This is a genomic window from [Clostridium] symbiosum (assembly GCA_036419695.1).
GTDB lineage: Bacteria > Bacillota > Clostridia > Lachnospirales > Lachnospiraceae > Otoolea > Otoolea symbiosa_A.
In genome coordinates this window covers 1,920,058-1,935,032 of record CP143946.1, presented here as the reverse complement: position 1 = coordinate 1,935,032, position 14,975 = coordinate 1,920,058, and the positions used below count along the sequence as shown (strand labels likewise).

The window sequence follows — 14,975 nt, the reverse complement described above, 5'->3', positions numbered from 1 at the left end:
CTTCCCGCTCTCCCGCTCTTATAAAAATGCCAGAAACTTGAGGGATGCCTTGAGTACTGCCTCCGCATCCATATCGTCCGTTATCTGTACACTCTTCACTGCCTTTGATGCCTCCAGATTCGAATATCCGAGAGCCACCAGCGCTTCCACTGCCTCCCTGCCCGCTTCCTTCGTCAGAGGCACGGCAGTTCTTTCCTCTTCCATACCGGCAATTCCCACAAGCATCTCCTCCGCGCTGACCTTATCCTTTAAATCCAGGATAATCCTCTGTGCCGTTTTGGCCCCCACGCCCGGAGCCTTTGAAATTGCCTTGGCATCCCCTGTGAGAATCGCGAGCCGCAGATCATCCGGCCTGAGCGCCGAAAGGATCCCAAGCGCCCCCTTGGGGCCGATCCCATTGACGCCAATCAACTGTTTAAACATCTCCAAATCCTGGCGGTTCAGGAAGCCATATAGGCTTAAATCATCTTCCCTGACCTGCAGGTATGTATATATCTTCACTTCCTCACCCAGGGGCGGAAGCACCTCCAGTACGGAGAGCGGCACATAGATTCCAAGCCCTACCGGACCCGCTTCTACCACAATCCTGTCGCCCGACTTATCCGCCAGAGCTCCCTTTACATATGAAATCACGGTTTTTCTCCTTAATTGATGTCTGTTTCTGTCTTCTTAACCTTATTTGCCGGCCGGCCGTTTTTCCTGTACTCCTGCGGTTCTTTGCCGTTTTATTCTGCGTATTTATAACTCTGCTCTGCCGGTTTGTAACTTCGCGGCTGCCTAATATTACCATATAAGGCACAACATCTCCCGGCTGATTTAACTCCAGTTTCATGCTCTTTTAATAGAAGTTACTATCCTCAATATCATACCATACGGAGGGGAGCAATGCAAGGTGTGTCGAACAAATATTCTGGGGGGATAGTTGAGAAATGAGAACGCCGCCGTTAGGTCGGGGTTCGGAATGGTGAAGGATGGTTATGAGTCTTCAGTCCCGGATTTCAGGTTGTCGCGAGTGGGAAATCCGGGTAGAAAAAGTTCCTTCGGGAAACGCTTGCGCTCTTTGAAGTGCATAACAGTACTAAGGCGCCAGAATACGCCGCCTAAGTACTGATGGACTTCCAGGTTCCCTGCGGAATCTTTTTCTCCTGGATTTCCCACAGGAAAGTTATGGCCCGGGACTGAAGACTCATAAACACCCACCCACTCCCCCGTCCGCCGTCTTACAGAGGCGTCCTCCCATCTCAACTAAATCTTTACTTTCCCTGCTTTTCCTAATATAATACTATCCATACCCATTTCAACCAATGCCCGCATTTTTTACCATAGGGAGTTATCTGTATGATTACTATAGAGAAGAAAGTAGATCTGGAAATTACATATCCACTCGGCTCAATCGGCGAGCTGGAAAAGCTGTTGTTTTTTGATATTGAGACCACCGGTTTTTCCGGGGATTACTCTACGCTGTATCTGATCGGCTGTACTTATTACCGGGAAGGCAGCTGGCACCTGATTCAGTGGTTTGCCGATACCCTGAACGCAGAGGAGGAACTCCTTCATGCGTTTTTTAAATTTATGGAACAGTTCCGTTTCCTGATTCATTTTAACGGGGACGGTTTTGATATTCCTTACCTGCTGAAACGGTGCAGGGCCTATGATCTGGAATATGATTTTCAGAAAATTGAGAGTATCGACATTTACAGGATCGTCAAACCGTATAAAAAGCTTCTGGGGCTTGAGAATATGAAGCAGAAAAGCATTGAATGCTTCCTCGGGGTCTGCCGCGAGGACCAGTACAATGGGGGGCAGCTGATTGAGGTTTATAAAGATTATCTTGTCACCCATGAGGATTTTCTATATCGGCTGCTGATTCTTCACAATGAGGATGATTTGAAGGGAATGCCGTCCATTCTTCCGATTCTCTTTTATCACGATTTTCTCAGGGAAAGTTTTGCTTACGCAGGACAGGAACTCTGTGAGGTCAAGGATGCCTTCGGCTCCCCGGTAAAGGAACTGAAACTCTGTTATGAAAGTACGGTCCCGCTGCCCGTGCCGGTCCAGTCGGACTGCAGTCCGTATACCCTGGATTTTTCCGGGCGTATTTTGACCGTAACGGTTCCGCTCTTTGAGGGGGAACTGAAACATTTTTATCCCGACTACCAGAACTATGTTTATCTGGTGTATGAAGATAATGCAATTCACAAGAGTGTCGGCCAGTACGTGGAAAAGGAAGCAAAAAAGAAGGCCACCGCAAAGACCTGCTACACAAGGGTATCCGGCACCTTCCTTCCCCAGCCCTGTGAACTCTGGGACGGCTGTCTTAAATCCGATTACAAAGACAAGCTCACCTATGTGGCCTTTCAGCCGGAGTTGTTCACAGAGGACACTGCCGTCCGGTATCTGGATGCGGTTCTGAAGCGGCTCATCGGCTGAGGCGGATGCTGGGTTGTCAAAGCAGGTATAGAACGGCGAAGAGAAAGCAGATTGATCCTTGCTTTTTCTTCGCCGTTTTCACGTCCCTCCGCCCGGAAGAAATTACGGTTACCGGGCACGGAGTGAACAGTAACAAATCACTTTCTCTTCCTGTGGCGCAGCAGTTTCCTGATATAGTCAAAAGTTTTTTCTTCTCCCTCGTCTTTCAGCATCAGAAGAAGTTTTTCAAGCTGTACCCTGGTTTTCTTATGCATCACCATGTAATCCATTCCCCGGTTATAATATTCCCAGGGGCAGGCGTCCGTATATTCGTCACCCTTGTAGACCTTGGAGGCGGCAATCCGATCCATCACCATCTCCACCAGATATTTCAGGGGCATCTCATTCCCAATCAGACCGTCCGCCTTATTGGGCGCAAAATCTATCCAGTACTCAAAATGGTGCTTGTTTCTTCCCTTATGGTGCAGCCAGGCCACGGAATAGCCCTTTTCTTCCTTTTCCGCCGCATTGGGGCTTCTGTCGCCCTGATAGTATTTGACTCCTATTTTAAATTCCTCCCAGGAATATTTAGACAGATCGTGGAGCAGGCCCTGCTTATAGAGTCCCACTTTAAAACAATTCTCCATTACCATCTGCTTATGTCTCGTTATTGTCCTGAAATGATGGACTGCATTCCAAAGATTCATGATTCTCTCCCCGCTGATTGCGCATCCGATTTATCCGGAAGGTTCTGGCTTCCCCCGGATATCGCCTGATACTTATTTTACAACAGCCCTCTCCTTTTATCAACCACGTTTCTTCCTTTCTTTTCCCTCTTTTCATCACGGTATTTCACCCCTGGAATCCCTTTTTTTCCATACTTTTTTACCATAAATACCCGTATGATTTAAAATGATTGAATTTTCCCTGAAATTCCCTGAATTTCCCATAAAACTGTTTGACAGTGACCCCAAATTGTGCTATTCTGAGAACAGGCTGTAGATAGCTACAGTTAAAACATTTTTTTTATTTTTTTGGAGGTATCATATGAATAAAGGTACAGTTAAATGGTTTAACAACCAGAAGGGCTACGGATTCATTTCTGACGAGCAGGGAAACGATGTGTTTGTACACTACTCTGGCCTGAACATGGACGGATTCAAATCTCTTGAGGAAGGCGCTCAGGTAGAATTTGAAGTGGTTAACGGAGCAAAAGGCCCACAGGCAACCAATGTAGTAAAGCTTTAATCATCAACTTTCCAGTGTACCTCTTTCCATAATATGTTTAATATATATTTTGTGAATAAGCTATATTGAAATAAGTAAAATGATTACAATTAAGAGCCATCCACCCGGATGGCTCTTTTTGTTGAGTGGCAATGAAAAGTTCGCGAAGCATGCTTTTCGTTGTTGAGTGGCAATGAAAAGTTCGCGAAGCGTGCTTTTCGTTGTTGAGTGCCGACGAAACGTTCGCAAAGCGTATTTTTCGTTGTTGTAAATTCAGTTCCGCCTACATCGGCAGCATCCCCGATACCACCATAAACAACAGCATCAGCAGACTGAATCCATATACCGGAAGAAGGGAATATTTTAAATGGCTTTTCATCTCCACCCCGGCCAGTCCCAGAGCCAGATACGGCGTCGCGTTAAAAAGGCTTAAGTTCGCACTGATCACTCCGGTTGCAAATACAGCGCCGAGCACCTGAACCGGCGTAAAGCCAAATGCTGCTACCATGGGGATAATGGCGGGCAGCACCACGGAATTCTTGGAACCGCCGATGGTGATGGAAAGCAGCATACTGAAGAGGCAGAGCACAAAGGGCAGATGGGAAAGAAGACTGCCCGAAGTATTGGACACCATCCAGTTCGCCAAATCGGCGATAGCGCCCGTCCCCTGGTTTACGCCCACCATCACGCATACGCCCAGAATCGTGACTGCCATGTCTAGCGCCATCGGCGCCTGCTTCTTCAGGTACTCCCTCTGTCTCCCTATATCACGGAAGTTAACCACCAGCAGAATTCCGAATGTGAGGCCGAAGGCAAAATTCGTTTTCACAATGCCGCCCAAAAGCGCCGCCATCAAGCACAGGGTGACAATCCCGTCAAATACCGCAACTCCCTTGCCCAGGGGGAATTCCAGAGGTTTATCTATCTCCCGCTTCATCTCTTCAAACTCTTCCCTGGTCATTCCCGCTCCGTGGCGTTTTTCATACGCTGCGAGGGGGATACAGAGGAGAAAAAGTGCGGCCAGGGAAAAAAACAGAACAGGAATCAGCCACAAAAACAGTTCGTACACATCGACATTGACGTAAGCCGCCGCCTCGCAGAGCCCCGGCGCCCAGGGTAGCAGACACAGAATCCCCGATGCAAGACTTTCTATCAGCAGCAGGGCCTCACATCGGATTCTCTGTTTTTCATAAATGGGACGCATGGTCGGGATGGTACAGATTGCCGTTGTAGCCCCCGAACCATCCAACTGGGTCAGGACGCTGATCAGCGCGGTAACCCACATCGTGCCGGTAATGCTGTTGCCGAGAAACCGCATGACCAGACGGATCAGAGCCTTGAATACCCCCGCCTCATGAAGCAGCCCAAAATATAAAACAGCAAAGACCATTAAAAACAGAGTGCCGGAAATGGCCTTTAGCCCCTCTCCAATAAAACCATTAAGCTCTGCCGGGCCAAAGCCCATGAGCAGGCCGGCTATAATGGGCACTGTGCTGAATATCACTCCCGGGCTGCTGACTCCCCGAAATAGCAGGATAATAATGAGTACCATCATAATCAGAGTTATTATACTGTTCCACGTCATCCGTTGTACCTTCCCTTACTGCGGCACGGCGTATGTTCCGGAACCATGCGTTGCCGTTCAATTACATGCCGCGATGTCTGTAATGTATCATTTCAGTCATATCATAATTTTTTTCAGTCAATTTTACAATGGATACTCTGCACAATAGGGACTCCCCTTCAATGGGCAGTCTTATCTCCGTCTTTCTCAAAAGCCTCCTCCGCAAAAGCGGCAATTTCCCGTCTCACATCTTCGCGCCTGCCGTAGTACAGCAAATGGTTCGCCTCCTGGTAGAACACGGCCTTGGCATGTTCAATGGCCCCTATCGGCTGGACCGTTTTGCCAAGAGGAACCATCGCATCCTTCATGCCGATCAGCAGAAGCACCGGAAAATGAATTTCGGAGAGCGCTTTTAACACCTCTTCATCGGTCTTCAGCCAGGGAAGCGTAATTCCCGGCTGGATTTTCATCTCCTCCGGCCCCATATCCATTTTCATCTGGTAAATCGTCTCCGCTTTCCGTTCAAATTCCGCTTTCAGCTCCGGGTCATCCCCGAACTTCTTGGCAAAATAGAGAATCCGCTGTTTGTGGTACATGGCCAGCTGCTCCACGGCCGCCCGGCTTCCCACCGCGTCGATCGTATACTTCCGGCTGGGTGAGATGGCCCCGATGCTTCTGGAATGGGGACCTGCCGCCAGCCCTGCAAAGCCTGTTAATATTTCCGGGTGGCGCAGGCAGAGATGCCAGCCGACTCCGCCTCCGTCGGAAGCGCCCGTATACAGAAAACGTCTGATTCCCATGGCGGCGGCAAAATCTGCCACGTCATCGGCCCAGATGTCATACCATCTTTCCCCATAATCCTCCATGACGTGGGCAGACTGTCCATATCCCCTCATCTGAATTGCAAAAACATGGAAGCCCTCTTCCGCCAGATCGTAGGGCCATCCCTTCCGATCCGGGTCCAGCTGCTGCATCGCCGACAAAATACAGCGTTCTCCCTGTCCAAACTCCTCATAATACAGCTTTGTATCCTTTAATTCTAAAAGCATTCCTTTCTCCCTTCCAGGCATTATGCCTTCCGGCGGCCTTTTTATTACTGTCCGCAGGTAAAATTCGTGGTTACTGTTCACACCGCATTGCGCTATGACTGCCCGTGAACAGTAATTATTCGTACCATGTTTTCGTGTGCATTTTGCACATTCTCGTTGAAATTTGTATAAAAAGCTGATATCCTAATCCTAAAATGAAAAAGGAGGCCGTTCCGTGTTCACATTTCCGATTTTAGCCCAAAGTTTTTCCGACTGCCGGCTGCGTAGCCTGTTCTCACCGGACACCAATCTGACCGTCAATAATATCCAGCTGCTTTCCGAAAAGTTATCTGCTTTTGAGCAGCAGACTGTATACATAGCCGATTCCAGGACTGCGTACAAGCTATGGCGGCAGGGGCTGATTCCGGATGGATCCATGCTCCTTCTGTCAGAGGATGGCTCCTCATCCAAAGAATCGGATGAACAGCCCTTCGGCAGGTCAGACATTTCCTTCCTCTCCTGCCGTCTACCGGCCGGGGAGATTCTAAACCGGGCCAACAGCTGTTTTTTCGACTTTACAGGCTGGATGAACCGGCTCTGCCTCCTGGCCTGCCGCAATAAAGAGATTCAGCCGCTGCTGAATGAGGCCGCTTCACGGCTGCATGTTCCTCTGTTTTTGTTGAACGGCGGATACCGTCTCATTGCCTCTAATGTGGATTATGCATTCGAGAACGCTTATATCCAGCAGCTCTTGTCCTTCGGCTACCTCTCCGCCGACAGTATTGACACGTTTTTAAATTCACCGGTCCCCGGACAGAAAAAGGATTCGGTCCCGAAAGGCATTTATGAAGCTCTGTTGGAACCGGACAGCTATGGCCTTCTGGCCCCTTTAAAATACCATTCCAGCACCTACGGGCGCCTGCTGGTATTTTCCGAATCCGCCGGCCGGGATCCGGCCCTGTTTGACTATGTAAAACTGCTTGTCTCCCTGATCCGGGAGCACTCGCTGATGCACAACCGGGAAGAATTTGAATCCAATGCCGAGTTTTCCTCTCTGATCGGCGATCTGATTGAGCGCAGAATTTCAAGTGAGGAGGAGCTTCAGAGCCGGCTGTTCCGGCTGCTGTTCCTTCCCCCGAATTTTTATACCTGCATCGTAATCACTTTTGAACCCGGTCAGAAATCCCTGCCGACCGGCCTGATCCTTCACGCCCTGTCGGAGATTTTCCCTCTCTGCCAGACCGCGGTGTATCAGGGTGATTTAATCCTTCTTGTAAAAACGGAAGAAGACTCCTGGGATATTCCGTTTGACGGAGAGCGCCTGCAAAAACTGCTGGAACGCTACCATGCATACGCCTCCATCGGCAATAAATCCGCCTTTGTCTCCTCTATCCGCCCCATTTACCTGCAGACAAAGGAGGTAATTTCCCTTGGCCGCGCCCTGAGCGGCGATCCGGGACAGAGACTTTTTTATTACGACGATTACACCGCCTACCATCTCATCGATCTCTGCGGCCGCTTTGGTTATGATTTCCACGAAAATAACCTGATTTACCTGTGTACTCCAAAGTATACGATACTGAAGCGCCATGATATTGAGGAGCACGACAACCTCTGTGAAATACTGGAAGCTTACATCAAAAATAACTGCAATACCACAAAAACGGCCAAGGACATGTATCTTCACCGCAATACCGTTATTAATAAGATCGACCGGATCGAAGAAATAATCGGCCGCAGCCTGGACGACTGGAACCTTCAGATGATCCTGATGCTCTCCTCGATGGTGGTCCGTTATGCCGAGAACTACCGGCAGGAGGATCTGCTTCATCCGATTAAAAGATACTCCCCTGCGCCTGAATGAGATAGACGGCCAAATCTGATTCTCTATTTTATCGGGATTCCCCATAAAATACAAGTGAATTCCCTGACTTTTTTCTTTATTCCGACGATTTATGAATCCTGCCCATTGGCAGGATTTTTATTTGTGCACACTGTCCATTGCTGCGTACGGAAGAAAAAACTATGATACAGCTAGAAACAGACGCCGGATAAAAAGACCGGCGTCGGAAACAAAGGAGGAAACTATGTCAATAAACGTCATTATTACACTGATAATGCTGCTTGCCATTATCATACTGATTTTCAAGGCACCCGCCAGTCCCGGGGTGATTATGACCGGTGTTCCGATTATAGCTGCGGTCTTAATGGGCTTTAGCCTGAAGGAGGTAAACGGCTTTATCGGAAACGGCTTAAAATCCGTGTCGGGAACCCTGTTTCTGATGGTGTTTGCCGTTCTCTATTTCGGTATTCTCACCGAGGCCGGTATTTTTAAGGCCCTGATTAAATTCTCTGCGTGCTGCTTTTATGCATTCCCGTTTCTATCCTGGAAAAACGCCATGGCGCAGGGATGAATGAGGCAGAATTTGCCGCTCTCAAAAAGGAACTGGATCAGCCCCTGGAGCTCCCTCTCGGAAAAAATATGGCTGTCTTTGACGGCGTGTTTACCCTGATTCTTCTTGCCGCCCTGCTGGCCGGCAAGGTAAGCTCCAACCTGGGCTTTGCCTTTGGTTACGTTCTGCTCCTGATGCTGGCCTTTATGATCGTAACGGGAATGCTCCCTGTCTAACAGAAAAGAGAAAGGAATCATATGAACACTGATTTTACAACTACAAAATCCGAACCGTCCGGTTCCATAACCGTGGATACACCCTGCGGTAAAATTGAAGGTTTCCGCGGTAAAGAGGGAATCCTGACCTTCCTGAATATCCCATTTGCCACCGCAAAACGCTGGCAGCCACCCGTAGAAATTACATCCTTTAACGGCACTCTTCCGGCTAAGTCATTCGGCCCCGCCCCGATACAGGCTGAGCCGGACCCGTTTTTTGCCGAGCGGAACGGTGATTTCACCCATGTCCCCGTCTCCGAGGACTGCCTGAATCTGAATATCTGGGCAGCCGATGTGACGGTTCCCAAAAAGAACGTGCTGTTCTGGGTATACGGCGGCTCCTACATCATGGGATACAACTATAAAAGGCTGAATCTTCCTGAAAAGCTTATTAAGGCCCATCCGGAGCTGATCGTCGTAGCCTGCAACTACCGGGTAGGCGTGCTGGGCAGCCTGAATCTCTCCTTCCTGGATCCTGACGGCAGATACCGTTTCAGCAACAACCTGGCTCTTCTCGATCTTATTGCCGCCCTGAAATGGACCCGCCACAACATCGCCTCCTTCGGCGGTGACCCCGGTAATGTTACCCTGTATGGCCATTCCGCCGGTTCCAATGCCATCAGCCATCTCCTGGTCATCCCGGAGGCCGAAGACTATTTCCAGAAAGCGGTCTGCCAAAGCTCCTATATGACCGATTTGGGCACCGTGGCCCTGGATACCAGCGAAGAGATCGGCAGAACATTTTTTGAGTTGGCTGGAGTTTCCACACTTTCAGATGCTTTATCTCTGTCCCCCGAAGAAATACTGGCCGCGCAGAAAAAACTCTTTGGCATCCGCTTCGGCGGCAGCAAGGCCAGCAAACTCTTCTCTCCCGTCCAGGACGGGCTGACCGTCAGCACGGATGCCTTTGACCGCCTGGTAAAAGGCGAATTTAAGGTAAAAGCGCTGATGATCGGAGGCAGTGAAGGGGAATATGATCAGATGTTTTTAAAGATGGATGCAGAGGAGACTAAGACATCCGTTATTCAGAGAAATACCGATAAGAAGGTAACGGACAACGATATGGAGGCCTTCCGGCTCCTTCACCCGGAGATGAGTGACAAGGAGGCCTATATGACGGTACACAATGATCTCGGACTGCGTTTAGGCGGCGAATGGATTGCAAGGGCCTGCTGTTCCCGCATCCCGGTCTACCAGTTCACCTTCCGCCTCCGGGATCCAAAGGAGGGCTTCAGAGCCCTGCACGGCGCTCCCTGCAACTATGTCTTCGGAAACCTGATTCCCAACGGCGCCCCGGAAAAACTGCAGGAACAGATGATGGACGTCTGGGCGGCCTTTGCCGCTTCCGGCAATCCCAATGTGCCGTCCATTCCTCACTGGCCTGCCTATCATCCTGACGGAGATGTCATGGCAATCGGAGAAACCTGGAGCCTTGATCCTGGTTATTGGAAAGCGGATTTTGCATTCTGGAGGGAACGGTTTGCAGAAAACGGTATCCTGGCCTGAACATCCGGCACCCCACAGCTTATCGACAAACTATATTTTTCTTATATCAGGAGTTTGAGGGTGTAACCCTCATTTTAAATCACGTAGGTGGAATTCAGTTCCGCCGTAGTGCTGAACTGCCGATTTCTAGGGGCTTTAGCCCTTGCGCGAGGAAATCGGCAGTTCTTCCTTTGGTGACTAGAATTTATGGCGTTATGCCATGAATTCTACAGAGTGGCGACTTTGTCGACACTCTGAGAGGCGCCCGCCGGCGCCCCACTCTTCCAGATTCTGCTGATTTCCCTGAGGTTCTCCCTGCCGTCTTAACGAACCGCCCTCCTGAGAAGGTCGTTCAGCTCTTCCACTGTAAACGCGTAATTCTGATTGCAGAAATGGCAGTTTACTTCGATTGTTTTGCCCTCATCGATCATTTCCTGAAGTTCCTTCCTTCCGATGCTGATCAGCGCTTTCTCCACTCTGGCCTTGTCACAGTTACAGTAAAATTCTGTCGGCATCGTGTCAAGGATTTCCAGGCCAAATTCACCGATAATGGAGTCAAGTATCATCTCCGGGGTCCGGCCTGCGTCCAGGAGGGAGGTTATGGAATCCATATCCCCCAGCTTTTTCTCCAATTTATCAATAATCTCGTCGGATGCCCCCGGCAGAAGCTGGATAATGAATCCGCCCGCCTGGCGCACGGTATTGTCTTTGTTCATCAGGACGCCTAATGCGACCGAGGTCGGGATCTGCTCCGAAGTAGCGTAATAATAGGTCAGATCCTCGGCTATCTCGCCGGAAACCAGGATGGTCTGCCCTACGTAAGGTTCTTTCAGGCCGATATCCCTGATCACGCTCAGAACGCCGACTCCTAAAGCGCCGCCCACGTCCAGCTTGCCCTTTGCATTGGGCGGCAGCATAACGGCAGGATTAAAGGCATATCCCTTTACATTTCCGGCGCTGTCGGCCGTCACGGTAAGGCCCTCGATCGGGCCGTCCCCCTCGATCCTAAGCGTCAGGATATCGTCTTTTCCCTTCATCATTATGCCCATCATGCCTCCTGCCGTCAGCAGTCTTCCCAGGGCGGCCGTCGCCACCGGGCTTGTATTATGGGCGGCTCTGGCCTTCTCCACCACTCCTCTTGTCGTTGCGGCAAAAGCCCGTATCTGGCCGTCCGCCGCCGTCGCTCTGATTATATAATCTCTGTCTGTTGTCATAATTCATCCTTTCTGTCCATATCCTCCCTTTGGCTCTTTCTCCTTGGGGAGTTCCGGATACTTTTCTTCTATAATTGAGGTCCGCGTTTGATGTTTTTCCCTCTCTACTTGCCCTGTTCCCTGGCTACCACGTAGATACGCTCGCTTGTCTCTTTCGGCGTTTCCCTTGTAAATGCGTCATATGCGGCCACAAATTCCATCCCCGCCTCTTCGATGGCCGCTTTCACTTCATCCAGCGAATATGCCCTCTGGAAATGGGTCTCCTGGTATTTCCGGTACAGTTCTCCCTCTTCCCGGATAAAAAGAGTCAGATCGTATTCATTGATACGTTCCTCCTCGTCATAGTCGTTGTCCCAGATAAAGCTGCTCTCTTCCCTGTCCTCCGCGATCGTGGACTGGCCCAGGATTTCCCTGTATTTGTATTCCGTATTGAGGTCGAATATAAAAACGCCCCTGGGATCCAGGTAATTATTCACCAGGCGGATTACCTGCACCAAATCTTCATATTCCAGAATATAGTTCATCGAGTCGCAGATACTCACAACCGCGCGCACCGTACCGTACAGCTCAAACTCCCTCATATCCTGCTGCAGATAGAGGATAGGCAGTCCGGACTGCGCCCTCTTTTCCATGGCGATCTGGAGCATGTCCTCCGAAAAATCCACGCCAATCATATCATAGCCCTGTTTCGCCAAAAGCTCGGTCAGGTTTCCCGTCCCGCAGCCCAGGTCCAGTAAAATCCCATCCTCTGCCCCGTATTCACGGAGCAGGGACGTAAGATATCCGCACCATTCCCCATAGGGGATGTTGTCCATGAACATATCGTAAACCGAGGCAAAGCCCGTATATGCATCCATATTTATTATACCTCATTTCACTCTTCTTAATAATCCGGTAAAGCGATAAAACTTCTCACAAAACCCTGCCTGTAAACAGTAACCCGATCATAACAATTTTTTTCTTTAAAAGCAACCTGTTCTTGATTATTTCACTCTCTATGCGTTATACTGGTTATTATCCTTACTTGATTACGGTAACTATCCCTGAACTGCAGTAAACCTTTTACTACAGTTCTTATTGAAAGTGAACAGACCGATGAAAAACAGTTTCATTATTAATAATATACGCAGAGCCCTGATAAAACAGCTTATTTTCCCGGTTCTGCTTCTGATTGCCGCCATGGCGGCCCTGATAAAAATCCCCAGAGCCAATTTTCTTTCTCCCCGGCCTCTGAATTCCAAAAGCCATTATGAAAATTTTTATAACCGCGCTCTCCCATACGTCACCGTTTCCGTGTCAGGCCTTCACTATACCGGCTGCAATTATGTCGTAAGCGGGCGTACGGAGGGATATTATTATTATACCCTGACGGACGGTTTCTGCCAGTTCTATCTGTTGGATAACCGCGATATTTCCAGCCCGGGCGGGGAGGCTCTTCCCTCTCTCAATTTAAGCGGCAGGCTGGTTGAGATGACGGACAGCGAATACGAGGCCGTCCTGTATGAGATGGCTGAGGGGCTCGACTGGACCATGCCGTCCCTCAGAAAGATGACGGCGCCCTACGTGGTTTCCACCCTGCCCTATCCCGCATACCTGACCGTTTTGTTTCATCTTCTGGCCTACGGCTGCCTGTTTTTATCACTGACGGACATCATCTGTTCGCTGTACTATATCTGGGAGCCCCACCGTTCCCCGACGTTCCGATATCTGGGCAGCTTCGGAGAGATCCGGACGCTTCTCCCCAAGGTGGAGATTGAGATGAAGCATGTCAGCATTGCCAAATCGGGAAACATCTATCTGACCCCCGGTTATATTGTCAATGTGGATACCGTCAGAAGCCTGATTCTGCCGCTCAAATCGGTCGTATGGGTTTATTATCACAGCAGGCGGCTGTCACTCCCCGGACTCTCCCGGTTCCATTTCCGTATGAGTTACACACTTCATATCATGGCAGACGACGGGCGCACCTATGATTTTACCGGCAAGAAAAAAGAAGATCTGGATTATATTATCGCCTCCCTGGAAGAACGTGACACAGGCATCCTTCTCGGATACTCCGAGGAAAACAGGCGGCTTGCCAGGGAAATATTAAAAAGCATCCGCAGACAGAAAGGCAGGAAAACCGGCTGACAATTACTCAGCCGGTTTTCCTGCCTTTTTCAGTTCTCCTGGCTTCCCGCCAGAAGAAATAATTCATTAACCGCCACAGCCAGGGGACCGATATATTCAATCCTGTCACTAAGCTCTGATTTTAAAATATAACCGCCGTGGTAGGATGAGTCGTAATGGCTGCAAAAATGCACAAACCGCTCCTCCACCTTCGGGTGTTCAAACATCTCCCCATAGATAATCACCTTATCCGGAGCCAGAAGTGTGATGGTATTGACCGCTACCCGGGCCATCTGTTCGATGATATCGTCAAATACCTGCCACATTCCTTCGTCCTCCACCGCCATCCATTCCGCCATATTCCTCGCTTCAATACGGCTTAAATCACCCTTGACCAGGTGATAGAGCTCCGGCATGGTTTCTTCCGTACAGGCATCCCGGATCCTGGAGGCAATAGCATGGGTGGCCACTTTCGTCTCGAGGCAGCCCCTGCGTCCGCAGCGGCACGGTTTCCCGTCCTTTTCCACGATATAATGGCCAATCTCCGCCGTCTTGGAATTCTGGCTGTCGTAAAGCCGTCCATGGATAATAATGGCCGAACCGACTCCCGGCCCCCATTTGATGAACAGAAGGTTTTCCCATTCCTTTCCGTTCCCATAGATCAGCTCGCCCTCCGCAAATGCCTTGACATTATTTTCCACAATCGTAGGCAGATCCATCTGTTTGCCTATTAACTCTCCCACTGGGACCGCTTCATTCCAAATCCGGTACGCATGCTGGCTTACGCCGGTGCTTCGCTTAACCGGGCCGGGCACCGATACGCCGATCCCCAGCACTCCATCCTTTGCAATGCCGTTCTCCCACATCAACGCCTTGCTTTCATCGGTCACCTTCTTTAAAAACTTTTCCGGGGCTATCGTCCCGTCGGTCGCCAACTGCTTTTCCCCCAGTTTCTTCCCCTTCAGGTTACTGATCGCGATAAAGGTTTTCGCTGCCTCTATACTGATAGAAAGCACATAGCTGTACTGGTAATTGATATCAATCAGGATTTTTTTCCTGCCGGCCCTCCGCTCCTCTTCCACCTCGCCCTTTTCACAGAGAATCCCTGTTGATATCAGTTCGGTGCAGATCAGCGTCACAGTTGCCGGAGTCAGCTTCAGCCGGATGGCAATGTCTTTCCTGGACATTGCACCGCAGTCATTGAGAAGCTTCAATATGGAGCTTCGGTTGCTCAGCTTCACATTCTCTAAATTGATTCCTGTATATCCCAA

The 14,975-nt window shown here is 49.8% G+C and carries 14 protein-coding genes; 7 read left to right on the top strand and 7 right to left on the bottom strand.

Annotation, left to right across the window (positions count from 1 at the left end):
* Positions 1-18: 18 nt before the first annotated feature.
* Positions 19-633 carry a Holliday junction branch migration protein RuvA gene (gene ruvA / locus V3C10_08935; GenBank protein WVP63909.1) on the bottom strand — a complete coding sequence of 205 codons (615 nt, stop codon included), beginning with the start codon at positions 631-633 and terminating at the stop codon, positions 19-21.
* 705 nt (positions 634-1,338) lie between these two features.
* Here ruvA and V3C10_08930 point away from each other — a divergent pair.
* The gene (locus V3C10_08930; GenBank protein WVP63908.1) at positions 1,339-2,430 is read left to right on the top strand and encodes a ribonuclease H-like domain-containing protein; all 1,092 of its coding nucleotides are present in this window, start codon (positions 1,339-1,341) and stop codon (positions 2,428-2,430) included.
* 137 nt (positions 2,431-2,567) lie between these two features.
* On the opposite strand, the gene V3C10_08925 is transcribed toward V3C10_08930, so the two are convergent.
* Positions 2,568-3,116 carry a DUF5662 family protein gene (locus V3C10_08925; GenBank protein ID WVP63907.1) on the bottom strand — a complete coding sequence of 183 codons (549 nt, stop codon included), beginning with the start codon at positions 3,114-3,116 and terminating at the stop codon, positions 2,568-2,570.
* A gap of 340 nt (positions 3,117-3,456) precedes the next feature.
* Between V3C10_08925 and V3C10_08920 the strand changes: the two genes are divergently transcribed.
* A complete protein-coding gene (locus V3C10_08920) occupies positions 3,457-3,657 on the top strand; it encodes a cold-shock protein (protein ID WVP63906.1) in 201 nt (66 codons plus the stop codon).
* Positions 3,658-3,919: 262 nt separating this feature from the next.
* Here V3C10_08920 and V3C10_08915 read toward each other — a convergent pair whose 3' ends face one another.
* Together V3C10_08915 and V3C10_08910 are read right to left on the bottom strand one after the other, a co-directional pair.
* Positions 3,920-5,221: an SLC13 family permease gene (locus V3C10_08915; protein WVP63905.1), complete on the bottom strand. Its 1,302-nt coding sequence runs from the start codon at positions 5,219-5,221 to the stop codon at positions 3,920-3,922.
* Positions 5,222-5,379: 158 nt separating this feature from the next.
* Complete coding sequence (locus V3C10_08910) at positions 5,380-6,249, bottom strand: alpha/beta hydrolase (protein WVP63904.1); 870 nt, start codon at positions 6,247-6,249, stop codon at positions 5,380-5,382.
* Positions 6,250-6,463: 214 nt separating this feature from the next.
* Between V3C10_08910 and V3C10_08905 the strand changes: the two genes are divergently transcribed.
* The 4 genes from V3C10_08905 to V3C10_08890 all read left to right on the top strand — a co-directional run bounded on the left by V3C10_08905 (position 6,464) and on the right by V3C10_08890 (position 10,402).
* Complete coding sequence (locus V3C10_08905; protein WVP63903.1) at positions 6,464-8,092, top strand: helix-turn-helix domain-containing protein; 1,629 nt, start codon at positions 6,464-6,466, stop codon at positions 8,090-8,092.
* A 223-nt stretch (positions 8,093-8,315) separates the two neighbouring features.
* Complete coding sequence (locus V3C10_08900) at positions 8,316-8,642, top strand: hypothetical protein (protein WVP63902.1); 327 nt, start codon at positions 8,316-8,318, stop codon at positions 8,640-8,642.
* A complete protein-coding gene (locus V3C10_08895) occupies positions 8,639-8,857 on the top strand; it encodes a hypothetical protein (protein WVP63901.1) in 219 nt (72 codons plus the stop codon). The genes V3C10_08900 and V3C10_08895 overlap by 4 nt, the downstream gene beginning before the upstream one ends.
* Before the next feature lie 21 nt (positions 8,858-8,878).
* The gene (locus V3C10_08890) at positions 8,879-10,402 is read left to right on the top strand and encodes a carboxylesterase family protein (GenBank protein WVP63900.1); all 1,524 of its coding nucleotides are present in this window, start codon (positions 8,879-8,881) and stop codon (positions 10,400-10,402) included.
* Positions 10,403-10,704: 302 nt separating this feature from the next.
* On the opposite strand, the gene hslO is transcribed toward V3C10_08890, so the two are convergent.
* Together hslO and V3C10_08880 are read right to left on the bottom strand one after the other, a co-directional pair.
* A complete protein-coding gene (gene hslO / locus V3C10_08885) occupies positions 10,705-11,595 on the bottom strand; it encodes an Hsp33 family molecular chaperone HslO (GenBank protein ID WVP63899.1) in 891 nt (296 codons plus the stop codon).
* A 104-nt stretch (positions 11,596-11,699) separates the two neighbouring features.
* On the bottom strand, positions 11,700-12,452 hold the full coding sequence (locus V3C10_08880) for a class I SAM-dependent methyltransferase (protein ID WVP63898.1): 753 nt from the start codon (positions 12,450-12,452) through the stop codon (positions 11,700-11,702).
* A gap of 238 nt (positions 12,453-12,690) precedes the next feature.
* On the opposite strand from V3C10_08880, the gene V3C10_08875 reads away from it, so the two are divergent.
* Complete coding sequence (locus V3C10_08875; GenBank protein WVP63897.1) at positions 12,691-13,725, top strand: DUF6709 family protein; 1,035 nt, start codon at positions 12,691-12,693, stop codon at positions 13,723-13,725.
* 29 nt (positions 13,726-13,754) lie between these two features.
* On the opposite strand, the gene V3C10_08870 is transcribed toward V3C10_08875, so the two are convergent.
* Positions 13,755-14,975, bottom strand: coding sequence for an ROK family protein (locus tag V3C10_08870; GenBank protein ID WVP63896.1), 1,221 nt, complete (start codon positions 14,973-14,975; stop codon positions 13,755-13,757).

Coding starts and splice junctions, on each gene's coding strand:
- V3C10_08930 (WVP63908.1), top strand. CDS start 1,339: ATGATTACTATAGAGAAGAAAGTAGATCTGGAAATTACATATCCACTC.
- V3C10_08925 (WVP63907.1), bottom strand. CDS start 3,116: ATGAATCTTTGGAATGCAGTCCATCATTTCAGGACAATAACGAGACAT.
- V3C10_08920 (WVP63906.1), top strand. CDS start 3,457: ATGAATAAAGGTACAGTTAAATGGTTTAACAACCAGAAGGGCTACGGA.
- V3C10_08915 (WVP63905.1), bottom strand. CDS start 5,221: ATGACGTGGAACAGTATAATAACTCTGATTATGATGGTACTCATTATT.
- V3C10_08910 (WVP63904.1), bottom strand. CDS start 6,249: ATGCTTTTAGAATTAAAGGATACAAAGCTGTATTATGAGGAGTTTGGA.
- V3C10_08900 (WVP63902.1), top strand. CDS start 8,316: ATGTCAATAAACGTCATTATTACACTGATAATGCTGCTTGCCATTATC.
- V3C10_08895 (WVP63901.1), top strand. CDS start 8,639: ATGAATGAGGCAGAATTTGCCGCTCTCAAAAAGGAACTGGATCAGCCC.
- V3C10_08890 (WVP63900.1), top strand. CDS start 8,879: ATGAACACTGATTTTACAACTACAAAATCCGAACCGTCCGGTTCCATA.
- hslO (WVP63899.1), bottom strand. CDS start 11,595: ATGACAACAGACAGAGATTATATAATCAGAGCGACGGCGGCGGACGGC.
- V3C10_08880 (WVP63898.1), bottom strand. CDS start 12,452: ATGGATGCATATACGGGCTTTGCCTCGGTTTACGATATGTTCATGGAC.
- V3C10_08875 (WVP63897.1), top strand. CDS start 12,691: ATGAAAAACAGTTTCATTATTAATAATATACGCAGAGCCCTGATAAAA.